Here is an 18,195-nt window from a genome sequence, read left to right as displayed (position 1 = left end):
CACCTGATGTATTAACTGACCCACCGCTTTCGCGAGCAAGCCCGCTCCCACATTTGATTGTTGGCGCCTGGGGAATCGGGTTATTCCAGGTGTTCGGGTTTGATCGGATCCCCGGGCTTCACATCCAACTGATGCCGCACATCCTCAAACATCAAATCGTACTGCTTGTGCATCTGCCCATTGAGCGTGGCAATCTTCGGCATGCCGTACTTCTGCGCGATATTCATTGCCTGCCGGGCAAAGTCGAACGCCTGGTCCTTGGGCAGGAAAAACTCTTCCTTGAGTTCCTTGCCCTGCACCGAGCCGTGCATTTTGAACAGCATCCCTTTGCCTTCCTTTTGGTCCTGGCTGACTTCGTAGTCGATGCACAGGTTGTAGCTGTAGTCATCCTTGTTCAGCGCATGGCGTTCGATGTGCAGGTGACCAGGTTCAAAGGTAGCCATAGGCGTTTCTCCTCTACTTCACAGGTAAGTAATGCCAGGTTTCGATGTGCTGATCCGTGTGCCGGCGCTGCCCTGGACGATCGCTTCGATGTCCGAGAGTGAACCGATCACTGCGGTTTTGCCAGTCTGGCGGGCGAACTCGCACGCCGCCTGGACCTTGGGCCCCATGGAGCCGGCCGCGAAGCCGAGCTTTTCCATTTCGTCCGGGTGCGCCTGGCCGATGGCTTTCTGCGTGGGTTTGCCGAAGTCGATAAACGCCGCATTGACGTCGGTGGCGATCACCAGCAAATCGGCGTCCAGTTGCCCGGCCAGCAAGGACGAGCACAGGTCTTTGTCGATCACGGCTTCAATGCCCTGGAGCTTGCCGTCTTCGCCATACATCGTCGGAATCCCGCCGCCACCGGCGCAGATCACGATGCTGCCTTTTTCCAGCAGCCACTGGATCGGGCGGATTTCAAAGATCCGCTTCGGCCGTGGGCTGGCGACCACGCGGCGATATTTGTCGCCATCGGGGGCAACCGCCCAGCCTTTTTCGGCGGCGAGTTTTTCCGCTTCGGCTTTAGAGTAGACCGGGCCGATCGGCTTGGTCGGGTTCTGGAAGGCCGGGTCCTTGGCGTCCACTTCGACTTGGGTCAACAGCGTGGCAAACGGCACTTCGAAGTCCAGCAGGTTGCCCAGTTCCTGTTCGATGATGTAGCCGATCATGCCTTCGGTTTCAGCGCCCAGCACGTCCAGCGGGTACGGCGAAACCTGGGTGTAGGCTGCGGCTTGCAGCGACAGCAGGCCCACTTGCGGGCCATTGCCGTGGGCAATCACCAGTTCGTTGCCTTTGTGGATCTTGGCGATCTGTTCGGTGGCGATGCGGATATTGGCCCGTTGATTGTCTGCGGTCATGGGTTCACCACGACGCAGAAGGGCGTTGCCGCCCAGTGCAACGACGATACGCATAAAGCAATCCTTCTAAAATTCGGCCTTGTGAACACAGGACAAAATGTGGGAGCGGGCTTGTGTGGGAGCCGGGCTTGCCCGCGATGGCATCACCTCGGTACATCTGAAATACCGAGGCGTCTGCATCGCAGGCAAGCCAGCTCCCACAAAAGCACTCCCACATTGACTGTGTTTCGACAGTGGGAGCGGTGTTGGTTTAGATATCCGCCAGCGCCGACACCAAAATCGCCTTGATGGTGTGCATGCGGTTTTCCGCCTGCTCAAAGGCAATGTTGGCCGGGGACTCAAACACCTCTTCGGTCACTTCCACGCCGTTGGCCAGGTTCGGATAGCGCGCGGCAATGTCCTTGCCGACCTTGGTCTCGCTGTTATGGAACGCCGGCAGGCAGTGCATGAATTTCACCCGTGGGTTGCCCGAGGCCTTCATCATCTTGGCGTTGACCTGGTACGGCAGCAGTTGCTCGATGCGCTCGTCCCACGCTTCCACCGGCTCACCCATGGACACCCAGATATCGGTGTGGATGAAGTCCACGCCTTTAACGGCCTCTTTCGGGTCTTCGGTGATGGTGATGCGCGCGCCACTTTCCTCGGCGAATGCCTGGCACTGCTTGATGAAATCAGCATGCGGCCACAGGGCTTTCGGCGCACCGATGCGCACGTCCATGCCCAGTTTGGCGCCGATCATCAGCAGCGAGTTGCCCATGTTGTAACGGGCATCGCCCAGGTAGGCGTAGCTGATGTCATGCAGCGGCTTGTCGCTGTGTTCGCGCATGGTCAGGGTGTCGGCGATCATTTGGGTCGGGTGGAATTCGGCGGTCAGGCCGTTGAACACCGGCACGCCAGCGAACTTGGCCAGTTCTTCGACGATTTCCTGTTCAAAGCCACGGTATTCGATGGCATCGAACATCCGGCCGAGGACGCGGGCGGTGTCTTTCATGCTCTCTTTGTGGCCGATCTGCGACGACACCGGGTCGATGTAGGTGACGTGGGCACCCTGGTCGTGGGCCGCGACTTCGAACGCGCAACGGGTGCGGGTCGAAGTTTTTTCGAAGATCAGCGCGATGTTCTTGCCCTTCAGGTGCGCACGCTCGGTGCCGGTGTACTTGGCGCGCTTGAGGTCGCGGGACAGGTCCAGCAGGTAGTGCAGCTCGCGAGTGGTGTGGTGCATCAGAGACAGCAGGCTGCGGTTGCGCATGTTGAAAGCCATGAGGGATCTCCTTAGTAGTCGATTGGGTCGCGAATGATCGGGCAGGTCATGCAGTGGCCGCCGCCACGGCCCCGGCCGAGTTCGCCGGCGCTGATGGTGATCACTTCCACACCGGCCTTGCGCAGCAGGGTATTGGTGTAGGTGTTGCGGTCGTAGCCGATCACCACGCCGGCCTCCAGGGCTACCACGTTGTTGCCGTCATCCCACTGCTCGCGCTCGGCGGCGAAGCTGTTGCCGCCGGTCTCTACCACGCGCAGGGTTTTCAGTTTGAGGGCCGCGGCAACGGTGTCGAGGAAGCTGGTTTTTTCGCGCTGGATATCGATGCCGCCGGGCTTGGTCTCGTCCGGGCGCAGGCTGAAAGCCACGATTTGGCTGACCACTTCCGGGAAGATCGTGACCAGGTCGCGGTCGCAGAAGCTGAACACGGTGTCGAGGTGCATCGCCGCGCGGGATTTCGGCAGGCCGGCAACGATCACGCGTTCCACGGCTTTGTGCTTGAACAGGTTGAGCGCGAGTTGGCCGATGGCCTGGCGCGAGGAACGCTCGCCCATGCCGATCACCACCACGCCGTTGCCGATCGGCATCACGTCGCCGCCTTCCAGGGTGGCATTGCCGTGTTCCTGGTCCGGGTCGCCGTACCACACTTGGAAGTCGGCGTTGGTGAACTCGGGGTGGAATTTGTAGATGGCGCTCGCCAGCAGGGTTTCCTGGCGTCGCGCCGGCCAGTACATCGGGTTCAGCGTCACGCCGCCGTAGATCCAGCAGGTGGTGTCGCGGGTGAACTGAGTGTTGGGCAGCGGCGGCAGAATGAAGCTTGAGTGGCCGAGGAAGTCGCGGAACATCTCGATGGTCTTGCCACCGAAGCTGCTCGGCAGGTCATCGGCCGACACGCCACCGATCAGGAACTCGGCGACCTTGCGCGGCTCCAGGCTGCGCAGCCACGAGCTGACTTCATTGACCAAACCCAGGCCAACCTGGTTGGCGGTGATCTTGCGCGCAAGAATCCAGTCCAGGGCTTCGGGGATGGCGACGATGTCGGTCAGCAGGTTGTGCATTTCCAGCACGTCGATGTCGCGCTCGCGCATCTTGGTCACGAAGTCGAAGTGGTCGCGCTTGGCCTGGGCCACCCACAGCACGTCATCGAACAGCAGTTCATCGCAGTTGTTGGGGGTCAGCCGCTGGTGGGCCAAACCTGGGGAGCACACCATGACTTTGCGCAGTTTGCCGGCTTCGGAATGTACGCCGTACTTCACTTTTTCCGTGGTCATTACAGATCCTCCAGTGAACAATAATTACAGGGTCAGGAAACCGTCGTAGAGCCCATAGGCCGCCACCAGGGCGCCAATGACCACTGCGGCAAAAATCAGCTTCTCGACATTGGTGAAAATCGGTTTGCCCAGTTCATGCTTGGCCTTGGCGAACAGGATCACGCCGGGTGCGTAGAGCAGGGCGGACAGCAGCAGGTATTTGGTGCCGCCGGCGTAGAGCAGCCAGACCGCGTAAATCAACGCGATGGCACCGATCAACAGATCCTTCCTGCGTTCGCCCGGGGCGCCTTCGTAGGTTTCACCGCGCACCGCCAGCAGCAGCGCATAGGCCGCCGACCACAGGTAAGGCACCAGGATCATCGAGGTGGCGAGGTAGATCAGCGACAGGTAGGTGCTGGCCGAGAACAGCGTGATCACCAGGAAAATCTGCACCATTGCGTTGGTCAGCCACAGGGCGTTGGCCGGCACGTGGTTGGCGTTTTCCCGACGCAAAAATTCCGGCATGGTGTGGTCCTTGGCGGCGGCGAACATGATCTCTGCACACAACAGCACCCACGACAGCAGCGCCCCCAGCAAGGAAATGATCAAGCCGACGCTGATCAGCACCGCGCCCCAATGCCCCACCACATGCTCCAGCACGGCGGCCATCGACGGGTTCTGCAGCTTGGCAAGTTCCGGTTGAGTCATGATGCCCAGGGACAGCACGTTCACCAGCATCAGGAACAGCAGCACGGTGATAAACCCAATCACGGTGGCCTTGCCGACGTCGGAGCGTTTTTCGGCACGGGCCGAGAAGATGCTCGCGCCTTCGATGCCGATGAACACCCAGACGGTGACCAGCATCATGTTGCGCACCTGGTTCATCACGCTGCCCAGGTCCGGGTTTTTCACGCCCCAGATGTCAGCGGTGAAGATGTCCAGCTTGAACGCGAAGACCGCAATCAACACGAACAGCACCAGCGGCACCACTTTGGCGACGGTGGTCACCAGGTTGATGAATGCGGCTTCCTTGATCCCGCGCAGTACCAGGAAGTGCACGGCCCACAGCAGCACCGACGCGCCGATCACCGCCGCTGCCGTGTTGCCTTCGCCGAAGATGGGAAAGAAGTAACCGAGGGTGCTGAACAACAGCACGAAGTAGCCGACGTTGCCCAGCCAGGCACTGATCCAGTAACCCCAGGCAGACGAGAAACCCATGTAGTCGCCAAACCCGGCCTTGGCGTAGGCATACACCCCGCCGTCGAGGTTGGGCTTGCGATTGGCCAGGGTTTGAAATACGAAGGCCAGGGTCAACATGCCCACGGCGGTAATCACCCAACCAATCAGTACGGCGCCGACATCGGCGCTGGCCGCCATGTTTTGCGGCAGTGAGAAGATCCCGCCGCCAATCATTGAACCCACGACAAGTGCAACCAGTGCGCCAAGCCTTAGTTTTCCGGGAGATTCAGACATCGCGTGACTCCAATGCAGGAGAAGAGAGACCACAGAATAAATCTGTGCGCTAACCAAATAGCTGACTCAGATCACTTCATTGGTACATTTCATTGTGAATGAATGGCTTATGATGGAAAGTACGGGCGCTAAAGTGCCACGGAGAGGCGCTTCACAGAGCGTTTTTCCATTTCAAACAACAGGTTCTTTCATTGCCATGGACGTTTGAAGCTAGTCCTTTTTTTCAGATATGCAAACTTTTAGAAAGTGGCTAGCCAAATACCGCGCAGCACAGAAAGTTCAATGTTTATTTAAATTATAAATTTATTTAAACGTTATTTACCGTCATGCATTTAAGTTATGAGACGTTCCGGTTTATTCGCTATAGCTAATAAACGTTGATAGTTGTACATAAATTAGTTGAGTGCACAGCTGTTGCCTCAAGAGCCGTTTTTTATTCAGGAATATCCATGTCCCAACCGGCAGAAAAACTTCGACTTAACGCCTTGATCGCTCTGGTAGTGGGCTCGATGATCGGCGGCGGGATTTTCTCGTTGCCACAGAACATGGCGGCGCGGGCTGAAGTGGGCGCGGTGTTGATCGGCTGGGGAGTTACCGCCGTGGGCATGCTGACACTGGCCTTCGTGTTCCAGACCTTGGCCAATCGTCAACCGCATCTGGATTCCGGGGTGTATGCCTACGCCAAGGCCGGGTTTGGCGACTACATGGGTTTCTCGTCCGCCTGGGGTTACTGGATCAGCGCCTGGATGGGCAACGTCGGTTACTTCGTGTTGCTATTCAGCACCCTTGGTTACTTTTTTCCGGTGTTCGGCCAGGGCAATACGCCGGTGGCCATCGGCTGCGCGTCGGTATTGCTGTGGGCCGTGCATTTTCTGGTGATGCGCGGGATCAAGGAGGCGGCGTTCATCAATCAGATCACCACCGTGGCCAAGATCGTGCCGTTGGTGATGTTTATCGTGATTGCCGCCGTGGCGTTCAAGGCCGACATTTTTACCCGTGACATCTGGGGCCTGAGCAATCGGAACTTCGGCGGCGTGGTGGACCAGGTGCGCAACATGATGCTGGTCACGGTGTTTGTGTTTATCGGCATCGAGGGCGCCAGCGTCTACTCGGCGCGGGCCGAGAAACGCTCGGACGTTGGCCGGGCCACAGTGATCGGGTTTCTTGGGGTGTTGGCGCTGCTGGTGCTGGTCAACCTGCTGTCGCTGGGGATCATGAGCCAACCGGAACTTGCCAGCCTGCAAAACCCGTCCCTGGCTGGCGTGCTGGAGCATATCGTTGGCCCGTGGGGCGCGTTGTTGATCAGCATCGGCCTGGTGGTTTCGCTGCTGGGGGCGCTGCTGTCGTGGGCCTTGCTCTGCGCCGAAATCCTCTACGCCACTGCCCATGACAAGACGATGCCGACGTTCCTGAAAAAGGAAAACGCCAATCAGGTGCCCGTTAATGCACTGTGGTTGACCAATGTGATGATCCAGCTGTTTCTGGTGATCACGCTGTTTTCGGAAAGTACCTACACCAGCCTGATTTACCTGGCATCGTCGATGATCCTGGTGCCCTACTTGTGGTCGGCGGCCTATGCGGTTTTATTGAGCTGGCGTGGTCACACCTACGACGGTGCCCACGGCGAGCGCATGAAGGACTTGCTGATCAGCCTGATCGCCCTGGCTTACGCGGTGTGGCTGCTTTACGCCGGCGGTGTGAAGTACTTGCTGCTGTCGGCGCTGTTGTACGCACCCGGGGTGATTCTGTTTGCCCTGGCCAAGCGGGAGCAGGGCCAGCCCTTGTTTACGCACCTGGAAAAAGGCATTTTCGCCTGCGTGATCGCCGGGGCGAGCCTGGCGGCGTATGGGTTATACAGCGGGGTATTGTCGTTGTGAAGATTCCTGTGGTGAGCGGGCTTGCCCCGCGCTGGGCTGCGAAACAGCCCTAAAACCTGTCACTTCGGTCTGTCTGAAGGAAAACTGCTGCCTTATTGGGGCCGCTTCGCGGCCCAGCGCGGGGCAAGCCCGCTCACCACAAAAGCCGTTTCACTATCAGAAATTACCAAGTCACCACTTCGCGCGATGTGAGCCTAATTCACCTGCTGGCAAATCCCATTGCAACGGTGTCCCGCTGATGGTCACCGGGGGCAGCAATCGATGGGCCGGGCCCCAGGCCGTTTGTTCCACTACCAGGCCTTGATCGCCCGCTTCTTCGGCCCGCAGTGGTGGTTGTTCCGGGACTTGTCCCGCGTCTACCAATAGTTTCGCCGTGCGCGCCAGTGACAGCTGCGCCGAGCCGCCGCGTCCGGATTTCAATCGTTCACTCAATGCCTGGATCGCACTGGCCGCCATCAAATACCCGGTGGCGTGGTCCAGCGCCTGCAACGGCAGCGGCACCGGCTTGTCGGCCTTTTTCCACTGCCGGCCAGCCTCGGCAATCCCGGTGCTCATTTGCACCAGGCTGTCGAAACCCCGGCGATTGCGCCACGGCCCGCTCCAGCCGTAAGCATTGAGGCTGGCGTCGATCAGGCCCGGGGCGATGGCTTGCAGTGCGTCCTCACCGTAGCCCAGTTGCTCCAGCGCGTCGGCGCGGTAGCCGTGCAGCAGAATGTCGGTGTCTTTGAGCAGGGCTTCGAAGATCTGCCGGTCATCGGCGTTTTTCAGGTCCAGGCGGGCGCAGCGTTTGCCCAGGGTCATTTCAGGCACCACGCCGGGTTCGTTCCAGTTAGGGGAGTCGATGCGCAGTACGTCGGCGCCAAGGCCTGCGAGAAAACGACTGGCTGTGGGGCCGGCCAACACGCGGGTCAGGTCCAGCACCTTGATTCCCGCCAGTGGCCTTGCCACCGAGCCCAGCCAGGGTTTGTCACTGAGGGCTGCAAAGGTCTGGCGATGGACCAGCGGTTCCTGATTGACCGCCAGACCTTGAGGATGACCTTGCCAGTCTTGCCACGAACGCATCTGCGCTGCACAACCGTTCGCCTCGACAATCGCCTGTTCCAGCTCGGCAGCGTTCCATTGGGCAACCTTCACCGCCATCGCATCACGGTCAGCAACCTGCCCGAGTACGCGCTCGGCGGCGGCCCGATGGTGCGGCGCATTGGTGTGCAGGCGAATCCAGCCATCGGCGCAGGCGTAGTCGCCGGCAATCGGGTCCCACAGCGGTGGTGGGGTCCAGCCATCGGGGCGCAGGGATGAGGAGAACCAGAATGAGGCGAGGCGCCGGTCGACGGTCACCGAGGGCAAGCGCCCGGTTTGCTGCAACAGCAACTGGGCAATCGCCTGGCCCGCTGCGCCGATGCTGGCGCTGGCCAGTTCGGTGACGGCAAAGGTCGAGGGCAGGGCGCCGGCCTCGGTGAAGGCCAGCGCAGTGACGGGTAAGTCGAGTGCTGCCTGGATGGGAGTGAGCAGATCAGTCATCAAAGGCCCTCCTTATGAGAAGGACCATCATAGAAGATCATCAGGGTTGAATGACAACCCCAGGCACCAGTGGCAAATCCACGCTGGCGATAAAACCACCGCCTTGATGATTGGCCAGGATCAGGCTGCCGCCATGGCGCTCCGCCGCGCGCCGGGCGATGGCCAGGCCCAGGCCGTGGCCTTGTGCGGTTTGCCCTGGGGCCCTGTAAAACGGCTCGCCGAGTTGGCTCAGGTGTTCGGCATCAACGCCGGGGCCGTGGTCGCGCACGCTGATCACAATGCGTTCGCCCTGGCGCTTGGCGTCCATTTCAATCGGCCGGCCCGGTGGGTTGAAGCGCTGGGCGTTGCGCAGCAGGTTGTCCACGGCGCGTTCGATCATGGTCGGCCAGCCCTTGAGTTGCAGCCCAGCCTCGGCATCGAGCTGCACGGGTTGGTCCGGTGCGCCGAGCAAGGCGTCTTTTTGCAGGGTCCTGAGCAGCAAGTTGAGGTCAACGTCTTCGGCGCTGGCGTTGTCGGCGTCCACCCGGGCGAGTACCAGGATTTCGCTGATCAGCGCTTCCAGGCGGTCGCATTCACGGGTCAGGCGTGGCCAGAGTTTCTCCCGTGCCTCGGGCGTGGCGCGTTCTGCCAGGGCCAGGGCGATTCGCAGGCGGGCCAGGGGCGATCGCAGTTCGTGGGACACGTCCCGCAGCAATTGGCGCTGGCTGCCGATCAGGCTTTGCAGGCGGGCGCCCATGCGGTTGAAGTCGGTGGCGAGTACGCCGAACTCGTCGCGACGGTTGGCCAGCCGCGCCAGGCTGTTTTGCTGATAGGTGGTCTGGCCCAGGTCATGCACCGCGCCGCGCAGACGGCTGAGCGGGCGGGTGATGGACAGCGTCACCAGCAAGCTGAACAGGGTCAGCACCACCAGCGCAATCGCCAGGGCACTTAACGGCCAGAGCAGGCTGTTGCGGTGCCAGGCGTCCAGCTCCGGGTGAGGGATGCGGTAGATCAGCAGGTAGGTGTCGCCGGTTTTTTCGCTGGTGTACTCGGCGGTCAGGCGCCGCCAGGGCAGATGGCGGTCCTGGCTGTCTTTTTGTCGGGCCTCGAGGGCGGCAGCGCGGCGCGGGAAGGTGCCTTGCACGACGGGCTCGCCGCTTTCGTTAAGCACTTGCACGTCGATGTGGTACTGGCGCTTGCGCTGCTGCAGCAACTCTTGAGCGGCGTCCTCGCCTTTGGCCTCATAGAGCTGCGTCCATTCCTGCGCGAGGTTATTAAGCCCGGGGTGGCGGCTGAGAATCCAGGCGTCCTGGTTGAGCATGTGCCCAAGCAGGATCGACAACCCGGCAACCAGGGCGATGGCCAGCCAGAAGCTGGCAAGGACGCGCCAGAACAATGAACGCACAAGAAACCCTCAAACAGGAAAAGCCCAGCGGCGGTAGCCACTGGGCTGTGGGAGTGAAGCTAGGTCATTATTGCGCTTTTTGCGGCTGCTGGGCTTTCCAGGCCTGGAATTCCTTCCACTCGGCGCGGCGCTCGGCTTGTTTCTTCACGATCTCGTCGAATTTCTTCTGTTGATCGGGTTTCAGCACGGCACGGATATCAGCCTGGGTTTTCTGTTTGCCGGCAGCCATTTCGTCCTGCATGGCTTTCTGGTCAGCGGCCGGGAGTTTATCCAGGTACTTCTTGACCAGCTCTTTGCGAGCGTGCCATTGCTGGCCCATCAATTTGCCGATCTGCTGGCGTTGTTCGTGGGTCAGATCAAGCTGGCTGAAAGGCCCACCTTTGCCCCGCATGCCGTGTTCACCGCCGTGGCCTGGGCCGCCCATCATGTGGCCTTCAGGGCCGCCCATCGGGCCTGGGCCTTCTGGCATTGCCGCCATGGCAACGGTGGGCAGGGCAGCAGCGAACATCAGAGCGATAAGGGTCTTGCGCATGGTGATTCTCCTGTCTCTATTCCGGTGAGTCCGGATGTGAGTAGATTACCCAGATCAAGGTCAGCGGCAGTCAGGGGAGGGTAAAGCTTGGGTAAAGAGGATTTTGGGCGGGGCTGACAAAACTATTGAGGCAGAGAAGGTCATCTGTGGGAGCTGTCGAGCCTTGGCGAGGCTGCGATGCAGGCGCCGAGGTCTATCCGTTGCACCGAGGTGATGCCATCGCAGCCTCGCCAAGGCTCGACAGCTCCCACAGAGAATCGGGGTTGCGCTTAGAGACTGTAGTAATAGCCGCGGCTACGCAGCGCCACGATCCGTGGCCGGCCATCGGGGTGCGGGCCGATCTTCTTGCGCAGGTTGCTCACGTGCATGTCCAGGCTGCGGTCATACAGGGTCAGCTTGCGGCCCAGGGCGATTTGCGCCAGTTCCTGCTTGTCCAGCGGCTCGCCCGGCTGGCGCAACAAGGCTTCCAGCAGGCGGCTTTCGGAAACGGTCAGGGCAAATTCCTGTTCATCGATAGTGACCACGCCACGCACCGGGCTGAAGCACAGGTCACCCAGCTCCAGCTGGGTGGACACGGCGGCCGGGTGGCTGCGGCGCAGCACGGCGCGCAGGCGGGCGGTCAGTTCGCGAGGGTCGCAGGGCTTGGCCAGGTAATCGTCGGCGCCCAGTTCCAGGCCGAGAATCCGGTCCAGCGGTTCGCCGCGGGCCGAGAGCATCAGCACTGGCAGCTCCGGGTGGTCGCTGCGCAATTGCTTGAGCAGCTCAAGGCCGCTGCCGTCGGGCAGCATCACGTCGAGCACCACCGCCGCCGGGGCGGCTTCGGCCAATGCCTTGCGTGCGCTCAAGCCGTCATGGCAGGCGCGCACCTGGAAACCTTCCTGGCTCAACCAACTGGTCAGCAGCTCACAGAGCTCCTGGTCATCATCTATCAGTAACAGCTCGCTCATGACTCACTCAATTTAGCCATTGTCGACGGCGCCGGTGCCCGCCACTGGCGAAGATCCCGCACAGCAGGGCGATCAGCGCCACTGCCCCGCCGGTCACGAACCATTGCTGTTGTTCGGTCAGCCAGCGTGGCAAGGCACCGCCCTGTGCTTCTTTGAGTTGCTGGGCCAGGCGTTGGTTCTCCTGGCGCAGTTTACTCAATTGGGTACTTTCCCGGGTGGCGTCAGCACTTTGCAATTGCTTGCTCAGTTCATCGCGCTGGCGTTCGCTTTCTTTCAAACGTTGCTGCAAATCGGTGATCTGGCTGCCGGCACTCAAGGACAGGGGCGTAGAACTGCCGGTGTTCGAGGTTTCTTCAGCGTGGGCCGTAGCCCCGATCATTAACACTGCCAACAGACACAACTGACGTAAGCGCATCGGAACTCCTGATTCCACACGAATATTCAGAACGTTGTCGGCAGGTTACCGGGAATAATGAGCGTTTAGGAGTGCGCTGAAGCCAATTGGTTCAGCGCGCAACGAATCAAGGCAGGACTTGCTTGAACGGTTTGACCAGTACATGAGCGTAAACACCGGCTGCCACATACGGATCAGCGTCGGCCCAGGCTTGTGCAGCCACCAGGGACGCGAACTCGGCGATGATCAGGCTACCGGTGAAACCGGCGTCTCCCGGGTCGTTGCTGTCTACCGCCGGATGCGGGCCGGCCAATACGAGGCGGCCTTCAGCTTGCAGCTGCTTCAAGCGCTCAACGTGGGCTGGACGCACGCCGAGGCGTTTTTCCAGCGAGTTGGCGACGTCGGTGGAAATGATTGCGTAGAGCATGTCAGTCCTCGGTTTTCGGCGTGGTAGGGTCGGTGTCATGCAGGTGGCGCGACAGGTAGATACCCTGGCCGACCAGGAACAGCACGGTCATGCCCAGGCTGCCGAACACCTTGAAGTCTACCCAGTAGCTCTGGAAGGTAAAGGCAACGAACAGGTTGGCGGCGCCGCAGAACACGAAAAACACGATCCAGGCGATGTTCAGTCGCACCCAGATTGGGTCCGGCAAGCTCAGCGCGTGGCCCATGATCCGCTTGATCAGCAGGCGGTCACCGATGAAGTGGCTGCCGATAAAGGCCAGGGCGAACAGCCAGTTGACCACCGGGGCTTTCCATTTAAGGAAGGTTTCGCTGTGGAAGGCCAGGGTCAGGCTGCCGAAGACGAGGCAGGCGATCAGGGTCAGCCATTGGCTTTTTTCCAGCTTGCGCTGGGAGATGAAGATAGCGCCGTAGACCACCACCGAGCTGATGATCAGTACCGCCGTGGCACTGTAGATGCCACCGACTGTCAGCTCGTGGCCGGCAATATCGATAACGCGAGGGTCGATTTTGTAAACGATGAAAAACAGCAACAGCGGGATGAAGTCGATGAATTGTTTCACAGTAAGAGCCAGAAGCTGGATGTGGCGGCATAATAACAAACATCCTTGGTAGCGAAAGCGCCAGCTGACTTGAGGTTACACACTCCCGTGAATGTTGATTTGCACTGCCATAGCACAGCCTCCGACGGCGCCCTGGCGCCCGCGGTCCTGGTTGCGCGTGCGTTTGAAAAAGGCGTGCGAGTCCTGTCGTTGACCGACCACGACACCCTCGAAGGCCTGGCAGAGGCTCGCGAAACCGCGACGGCGTTGGGCATGCAACTGGTCAACGGGGTTGAATTGTCCTGCACCTGGGGCGGAGCAACCATTCACGTATTGGGCTACGGTTTTGACGTAAACGCGCCGCCGCTGGTGGAGGCCATCGCCAAATTGCACGATGGCCGCTGGCTGCGGTCCGAAGAAATAAGCCGCAAACTGGCCCTCAAGGGCATGCCCAACGGCCTGGAAGGCGCCCGTGCCATCCAGCAGGAACTGGGCGACAGCGGCAACGCCCCGGCCCGTCCGCACTTTGCCGACTGGATGGTGCGCGAAGGTTTTGTAAAGGATCGCGCCGAAGCGTTCCGCAAATGGTTGGGCGCCGGCAAGCTGGGGGACGTCAAGCAACACTGGCCGACCCTGGAAGACACCGTTGGCACCCTGCGGGCAGCGGGCGCGTGGGTCAGCCTGGCGCATCCCTGGCATTACGATTTCACCCGCAGCAAGCGCCGCAAGCTGATTGGCGACTATATTGGAGCGGGCGGCCACGCAATCGAGGTCGTAAACGGGCATCAACCCGCCGAACAGGTCGGCAGCCTGGCGATTCTTGCCCGCGAATTTGGTCTGCTGGTCAGCGCCGGCAGTGATTTTCATGGCCCTGGCGGCTGGTCCGAGATTGGCGAGTACCGCGCCGTTCCGGAAGATTTGCCGCCCCTTTGGTGTCGCTTCAAACATGACCCCATTATTGCCCCCGTCTGAACAGGTAGAACACGTGAGTCAATTCTTCCAGATTCATCCGGAAAACCCGCAAGCGCGCCTGATCAAACAGGCCGTGGAGATCATCCGTGCCGGTGGCGTGGTGATCTACCCCACAGATTCCTCCTACGCGATCGGTTGCCAGATCGGCGACAAGAATGCGGTCGAGCGCGTAAGACGCCTGCGTGACCTGGACAAGAACCACAACTTCGCACTGATTTGCAGCGACCTGTCCCAACTGGGGCTGTTCGCCAAGGTCGACACCGGCACCTTCCGCCTGCTCAAGGCCCACACGCCGGGGCCTTACACCTTCATCCTCAACGCTACTCGCGAAGTGCCGCGCCTGCTGCTGCACCCGAAGAAGCGCACCATCGGCCTGCGCGTGCCGGAGCATCCGATTGCCCTGGCGCTGCTGGAGGAACTCGGTGAGCCATTGATGAGCGTGTCGCTGATTCTGCCGGGTGAAACCGAGCCGTTGTACGACCCTTACGAAATGCGCCGCCTGCTGGAAAAACACGTCGACCTGATCATCGACGGCGGCTACGGCGGCAACAAGGCCTCCACCGTGATCAACCTGGCTGATGGCGAGCCGGAAGTGGTGCGCGTGGGTTGTGGCGACCCGGCACCGTTCATGGTCGAGGCCTGAATGTCGGCCGTCGAAACCGTCGACAGCCAGGCGGGCGCCCAGCAGGAACTGCCATTTGCCATGGTCTACGGCCAGGCCGTCATGGAAATGCCGCTGGACCTGTACATCCCGCCGGACGCCCTGGAAGTCTTCCTCGAAGCCTTCGAAGGCCCGCTGGATTTGCTGCTGTACCTGATCCGCAAACAGAACATCAACATCCTCGACATCCCCGTGGCGGAAATCACCCGCCAGTACATGGGCTATGTCGAGTTGATGCAGACGGTGCGCCTGGAACTGGCCGCCGAGTACCTGGTGATGGCCGCGATGCTCGCGGAGATCAAGTCGCGCATGCTGCTGCCGCGCTCGGAAACCATCGAGGCAGAAGAGGACGACCCACGCGCCGAACTGATCCGCCGTCTGCAGGAATACGAGCGCTTCAAGGCCGCTGCCGAAGGCATCGATGGCCTCAGCCGGGTGGGCCGCGACGTAGTGGTGCCCAAGCTCGACGCCCCGGAAGCCCGGGCGCGCAAGCTGTTGCCGGATGTAAGCCTGGAAGAATTGCTGATGTCCATGGCCGAAGTCCTGCGCCGTGGCGACATGTTTGAAAGCCACCAGGTCAGCCGCGAGGCCCTGTCCACCCGCGAGCGCATGAGTGATGTACTGGACCGCCTCAAGGGCGGCGGGTTTGTGCCGTTCGTAGCGCTGTTTACCAAAGAAGAAGGGCGCCTGGGGGTGGTGGTGACCTTTATGGCGATCCTTGAACTGGTCAAGGAGTCGTTGGTCGAGCTGGTCCAGAATGAGCCTTTTGCGGCTATCCACGTGCGGGCGCGAGCCGAATAAAGAGCTGAATCGATGAATTTGACTGAACCCCGCGAACTGGCCCCGCTGTTGGAGGCCTTTCTTCTGGCCTCGGGCAAGCCGCAATCGTTGGAACGCCTGTTCGAACTGTTTGAAGAAGCCGAGCGCCCTGAGCCGCCGGTGTTCAAGAAGGCCCTGGAGATTCTGCGCAAGTCCTGCGACGGCCGTGCCTTTGAGCTGCGGGAAGTGGCTTCCGGGTATCGCCTGCAAATTCGTGAAAAGTTCTCGCCGTGGGTCGGCCGCCTGTGGGAAGAGCGCCCGCAGCGCTATTCCCGGGCGATGCTGGAAACCATGGCGCTGATTGCCTATCGCCAGCCGATCACTCGGGGCGAGATCGAAGACGTGCGCGGCGTGGCGGTCAACAGCCATATCGTCAAGACGTTGCTGGAGCGTGAGTGGATTCGCATCGTTGGCTACCGTGATGTGCCCGGCAAGCCAGCGATGTTTGCCACCACCAAGGTGTTCCTCGACCATTTCAACCTGAAAAACCTCGACGACTTGCCGCCGTTGGCCGAGTTGCGGGAGATGGAGCCGGACCCGGTACTGGACTTCGACGATGCCCCGGTGCCCGCCGGTTTGCAGGAGTTGGCCGACGCCAGCGCCGAGCCGGAAGAGCCGAAGGACGAAACCAGTTTCCATACGTTGTTGCTGGAACTGGACGACATGGAGCAGGGCATAAAGACCGACTTCGACGATTTGCTGCGTGATGGCGTGGTCAGCGATGGGGAGCCGGAGCCCGTGCTGCAACTGAACGATGAGGTTGAGCTGCCAGTCGACGTTGAATCCGAGCCCGAAGAAGACATCCTGGGCATCGCCCAAGCCCGTGCAAAACTCCTGGCCGCCGTCGCGGCGCTCGAACAACCGCCGCTGAGCGACGAAGAAGACGAAGCCCGGGCCATGGCCGAAGCCATCGAAAACGAGCGACGGTTGCTGGACGACTGATCGTTCCCACGCTCTGCGTGGGAATGCCGCCTTGGACGCTCTGCGTCCGCTTGTGACGCGGAGCGTCACGGGATGCATTACCACGCGGAGCGTGGGAACGAGATGAAACGAGCGCCGCGAATTCGAAGACTAGCGCGGTGCCCTGTAGGAGCGAGCTTGCTCGCGAAGGTCGTGAACGATAACGCGGGAAATCAGATGCCCAACGGCGCCCTCAGGTTTTTCGCGAGCAAGCTCGCTCCTACATAAAGGCACCACTGGTCGGCGCAATGCCGCGTGAGCCCCGACTTATCGACTAGTCTTTGATGCGCAACGCGCGCCTTACGCGTATGATTCGCGACCCTTTGGCGATGCGTTCGCCAAAAGCCCAGCTTTTACTATCTTCAGGCCAAGCCTGAATCGACACACCGGGAGGTGCTTAAGATGAGTGACCAAGACCAGAACGACAGCCAGGAAATCGGCCCCGCAGGCGAAAAACTGCAGAAAGTCCTCGCCCGTATCGGCGTAGGTTCGCGCCGCGACGTAGAAGCCTGGATCACCCAGAAGCGCATCAAGGTCAACGGCGTTGAAGCCACCCTTGGCCAGCGCGTCGACCTGCACGACGCCATCACCATTGATGGCAAGGTCATCAAGCGTGAAGAGGCCGCCGAATCGGTGCGCCGCGTCATCATGTACAACAAGCCCGATGGCGAAATCTGCACCCGTGACGACCCGGAAGGCCGTCCAACCGTATTCGACAAGATGCCACGCCCTAAAGAAGGCCGCTGGATCAACATCGGTCGTCTCGACATCAACACCACCGGCTTGCTGATGTTCACCACCGACGGTGAACTGGCCAACCGCCTGATGCACCCTTCCTACGAGATGGACCGTGAATACGCGGTACGTGTGCGTGGCGAAGTTGATGACGAAATGATCGAGCGCCTCAAGGCTGGCGTCGTGCTGGAAGACGGCCCGGCCAAGTTCACCGACATCAAGCAGGCTCCGGGCGGCGAAGGCTTCAACCATTGGTACCACTGCGTGGTGATGGAAGGCCGTAACCGTGAAGTGCGTCGCCTGTGGGAATCCCAGGGCCTGGTGGTCAGCCGCCTGAAGCGCGTGCGTTTCGGCCCGGTGTTCCTCAACTCCGACCTGCCGATGGGCCGCTGGCGCGAAATGAGCCAGTTCGAAGTCGACATCCTGAGTGCTGAAGTCGGCCTGACGCCGGTAGCCATGCCGCAGATGAACGCCAAGAGCAAAGACAAGCTTGAGCGTATGCAGCGTAAATCGTCGCGCCCGGTGGCACGTACCGACCGTGTTGCCCGCACCCTGCGCCCTGCGCTGGATGCACCGGCCACTGGCGGTCGTATCTCCCGCGAGCCGCACATCGAAGGCGAGCGTCGTCCTTCGGCACCGGCCCGTCAGGACGGCGAACGTGCTCCGCGCGCCCCGCGCCCAGCCGGTCGTGGTGGTGATTCCCCTGCGGGCGGTCGCGGTAACCGTGGCGAGTCTGGCCGTGGTGCTCCGGCTACCGGCCGTGCCGACGACAACGCCAGTACCAAACGCCCAGCCAAGCCAGCGCCGAAAAAGCGCCCAGGCTTGAAACTGGTCGATGACGCGCCATCGGGCAAGCGTCGTGGTGCACCGGCCGGTTCCGGCCAGCGTCCAGGTTTTGGACGCAAGAAGCCGCAGTGATTCGTTAAGCACTGCACAAAAAAACGCCAACCCTCGGGTTGGCGTTTTTTTTGGTCTGGATTTGGAATGTGTTCTATAAAGCAAAGCAGGTCCATTGTGGGAGCGGGCTTGCTCGCGAATGCGGTGTGTCAGTTGATACATCTGGTGACTGAC

At 60.7% G+C, this 18,195-nt stretch carries 18 protein-coding genes; 6 read left to right on the top strand and 12 right to left on the bottom strand.

The window, feature by feature from the left end; translation table 11 throughout:
* Window positions 1–80: 80 nt before the first annotated feature.
* The 5 genes from CEC48_RS28620 to arcD (CEC48_RS28600) form a co-directional block, all read right to left on the bottom strand.
* Window positions 81–443 carry a DUF5064 family protein gene (locus CEC48_RS28620; RefSeq protein WP_088426848.1) on the bottom strand — a complete coding sequence of 121 codons (363 nt, stop codon included), beginning with the start codon at window positions 441–443 and terminating at the stop codon, window positions 81–83.
* Between the two features lie 18 nt (window positions 444–461).
* The gene (arcC, locus tag CEC48_RS28615) at window positions 462–1,391 is read right to left on the bottom strand and encodes a carbamate kinase (RefSeq protein WP_088426846.1); all 930 of its coding nucleotides are present in this window, start codon (window positions 1,389–1,391) and stop codon (window positions 462–464) included.
* Between the two features lie 196 nt (window positions 1,392–1,587).
* Window positions 1,588–2,598, bottom strand: coding sequence for an ornithine carbamoyltransferase (locus tag CEC48_RS28610; protein ID WP_088426845.1), 1,011 nt, complete (start codon window positions 2,596–2,598; stop codon window positions 1,588–1,590).
* Between the two features lie 11 nt (window positions 2,599–2,609).
* Complete coding sequence (arcA, locus tag CEC48_RS28605) at window positions 2,610–3,866, bottom strand: arginine deiminase (RefSeq protein WP_088426843.1); 1,257 nt, start codon at window positions 3,864–3,866, stop codon at window positions 2,610–2,612.
* Between the two features lie 24 nt (window positions 3,867–3,890).
* Window positions 3,891–5,318, bottom strand: coding sequence for an arginine-ornithine antiporter (arcD, locus tag CEC48_RS28600; RefSeq protein ID WP_088426842.1), 1,428 nt, complete (start codon window positions 5,316–5,318; stop codon window positions 3,891–3,893).
* Window positions 5,319–5,767: 449 nt separating this feature from the next.
* Between arcD (CEC48_RS28600) and arcD (CEC48_RS28595) the strand changes: the two genes are divergently transcribed.
* Complete coding sequence (gene arcD / locus CEC48_RS28595; protein WP_088426840.1) at window positions 5,768–7,195, top strand: arginine-ornithine antiporter; 1,428 nt, start codon at window positions 5,768–5,770, stop codon at window positions 7,193–7,195.
* 171 nt (window positions 7,196–7,366) lie between these two features.
* On the opposite strand, the gene CEC48_RS28590 is transcribed toward arcD (CEC48_RS28595), so the two are convergent.
* The 7 genes from CEC48_RS28590 to CEC48_RS28560 all read right to left on the bottom strand — a co-directional run bounded on the left by CEC48_RS28590 (window position 7,367) and on the right by CEC48_RS28560 (window position 12,998).
* The gene (locus CEC48_RS28590; protein ID WP_088426838.1) at window positions 7,367–8,716 is read right to left on the bottom strand and encodes a CoA transferase; all 1,350 of its coding nucleotides are present in this window, start codon (window positions 8,714–8,716) and stop codon (window positions 7,367–7,369) included.
* A gap of 40 nt (window positions 8,717–8,756) precedes the next feature.
* Window positions 8,757–10,100, bottom strand: a complete 1,344-nt coding sequence (locus CEC48_RS28585) for a cell wall metabolism sensor histidine kinase WalK (protein WP_088426836.1) — start codon at window positions 10,098–10,100, stop codon at window positions 8,757–8,759.
* Between the two features lie 67 nt (window positions 10,101–10,167).
* Window positions 10,168–10,632, bottom strand: coding sequence for an LTXXQ domain protein (locus CEC48_RS28580; RefSeq protein ID WP_088426834.1), 465 nt, complete (start codon window positions 10,630–10,632; stop codon window positions 10,168–10,170).
* Between the two features lie 269 nt (window positions 10,633–10,901).
* A complete protein-coding gene (locus tag CEC48_RS28575) occupies window positions 10,902–11,579 on the bottom strand; it encodes a response regulator transcription factor (protein WP_003220065.1) in 678 nt (225 codons plus the stop codon).
* A gap of 7 nt (window positions 11,580–11,586) precedes the next feature.
* Complete coding sequence (locus CEC48_RS28570) at window positions 11,587–11,994, bottom strand: translation initiation factor 2 (RefSeq protein ID WP_088426833.1); 408 nt, start codon at window positions 11,992–11,994, stop codon at window positions 11,587–11,589.
* A 106-nt stretch (window positions 11,995–12,100) separates the two neighbouring features.
* A complete protein-coding gene (locus CEC48_RS28565) occupies window positions 12,101–12,400 on the bottom strand; it encodes a YciI family protein (protein ID WP_088426831.1) in 300 nt (99 codons plus the stop codon).
* A 1-nt stretch (window position 12,401) separates the two neighbouring features.
* Window positions 12,402–12,998, bottom strand: a complete 597-nt coding sequence (locus CEC48_RS28560; protein WP_088426829.1) for a septation protein A — start codon at window positions 12,996–12,998, stop codon at window positions 12,402–12,404.
* An 87-nt stretch (window positions 12,999–13,085) separates the two neighbouring features.
* Between CEC48_RS28560 and CEC48_RS28555 the strand changes: the two genes are divergently transcribed.
* From CEC48_RS28555 to rluB, 5 genes are all read left to right on the top strand, one after another.
* Window positions 13,086–13,949 carry a PHP domain-containing protein gene (locus tag CEC48_RS28555; RefSeq protein WP_088426827.1) on the top strand — a complete coding sequence of 288 codons (864 nt, stop codon included), beginning with the start codon at window positions 13,086–13,088 and terminating at the stop codon, window positions 13,947–13,949.
* 13 nt (window positions 13,950–13,962) lie between these two features.
* Window positions 13,963–14,592, top strand: coding sequence for an L-threonylcarbamoyladenylate synthase (locus CEC48_RS28550; protein ID WP_088426826.1), 630 nt, complete (start codon window positions 13,963–13,965; stop codon window positions 14,590–14,592).
* 120 nt (window positions 14,593–14,712) lie between these two features.
* A complete protein-coding gene (locus tag CEC48_RS28545) occupies window positions 14,713–15,411 on the top strand; it encodes a ScpA family protein (protein ID WP_176438798.1) in 699 nt (232 codons plus the stop codon).
* Between the two features lie 12 nt (window positions 15,412–15,423).
* The gene (gene scpB, locus CEC48_RS28540) at window positions 15,424–16,371 is read left to right on the top strand and encodes an SMC-Scp complex subunit ScpB (protein ID WP_088426822.1); all 948 of its coding nucleotides are present in this window, start codon (window positions 15,424–15,426) and stop codon (window positions 16,369–16,371) included.
* Between the two features lie 420 nt (window positions 16,372–16,791).
* Entirely contained in the window at window positions 16,792–18,042 is a 1,251-nt protein-coding gene (rluB, locus tag CEC48_RS28535) for a 23S rRNA pseudouridine(2605) synthase RluB (protein ID WP_088426821.1), read from the top strand.
* Window positions 18,043–18,195 lie beyond the last annotated feature (153 nt).

The sequence above is a fragment of the Pseudomonas sp. K2I15 genome (assembly GCF_002204795.1).
Lineage (GTDB): Bacteria > Pseudomonadota > Gammaproteobacteria > Pseudomonadales > Pseudomonadaceae > Aquipseudomonas.
This window is presented reverse-complemented; position numbering and strand designations above follow the sequence as displayed.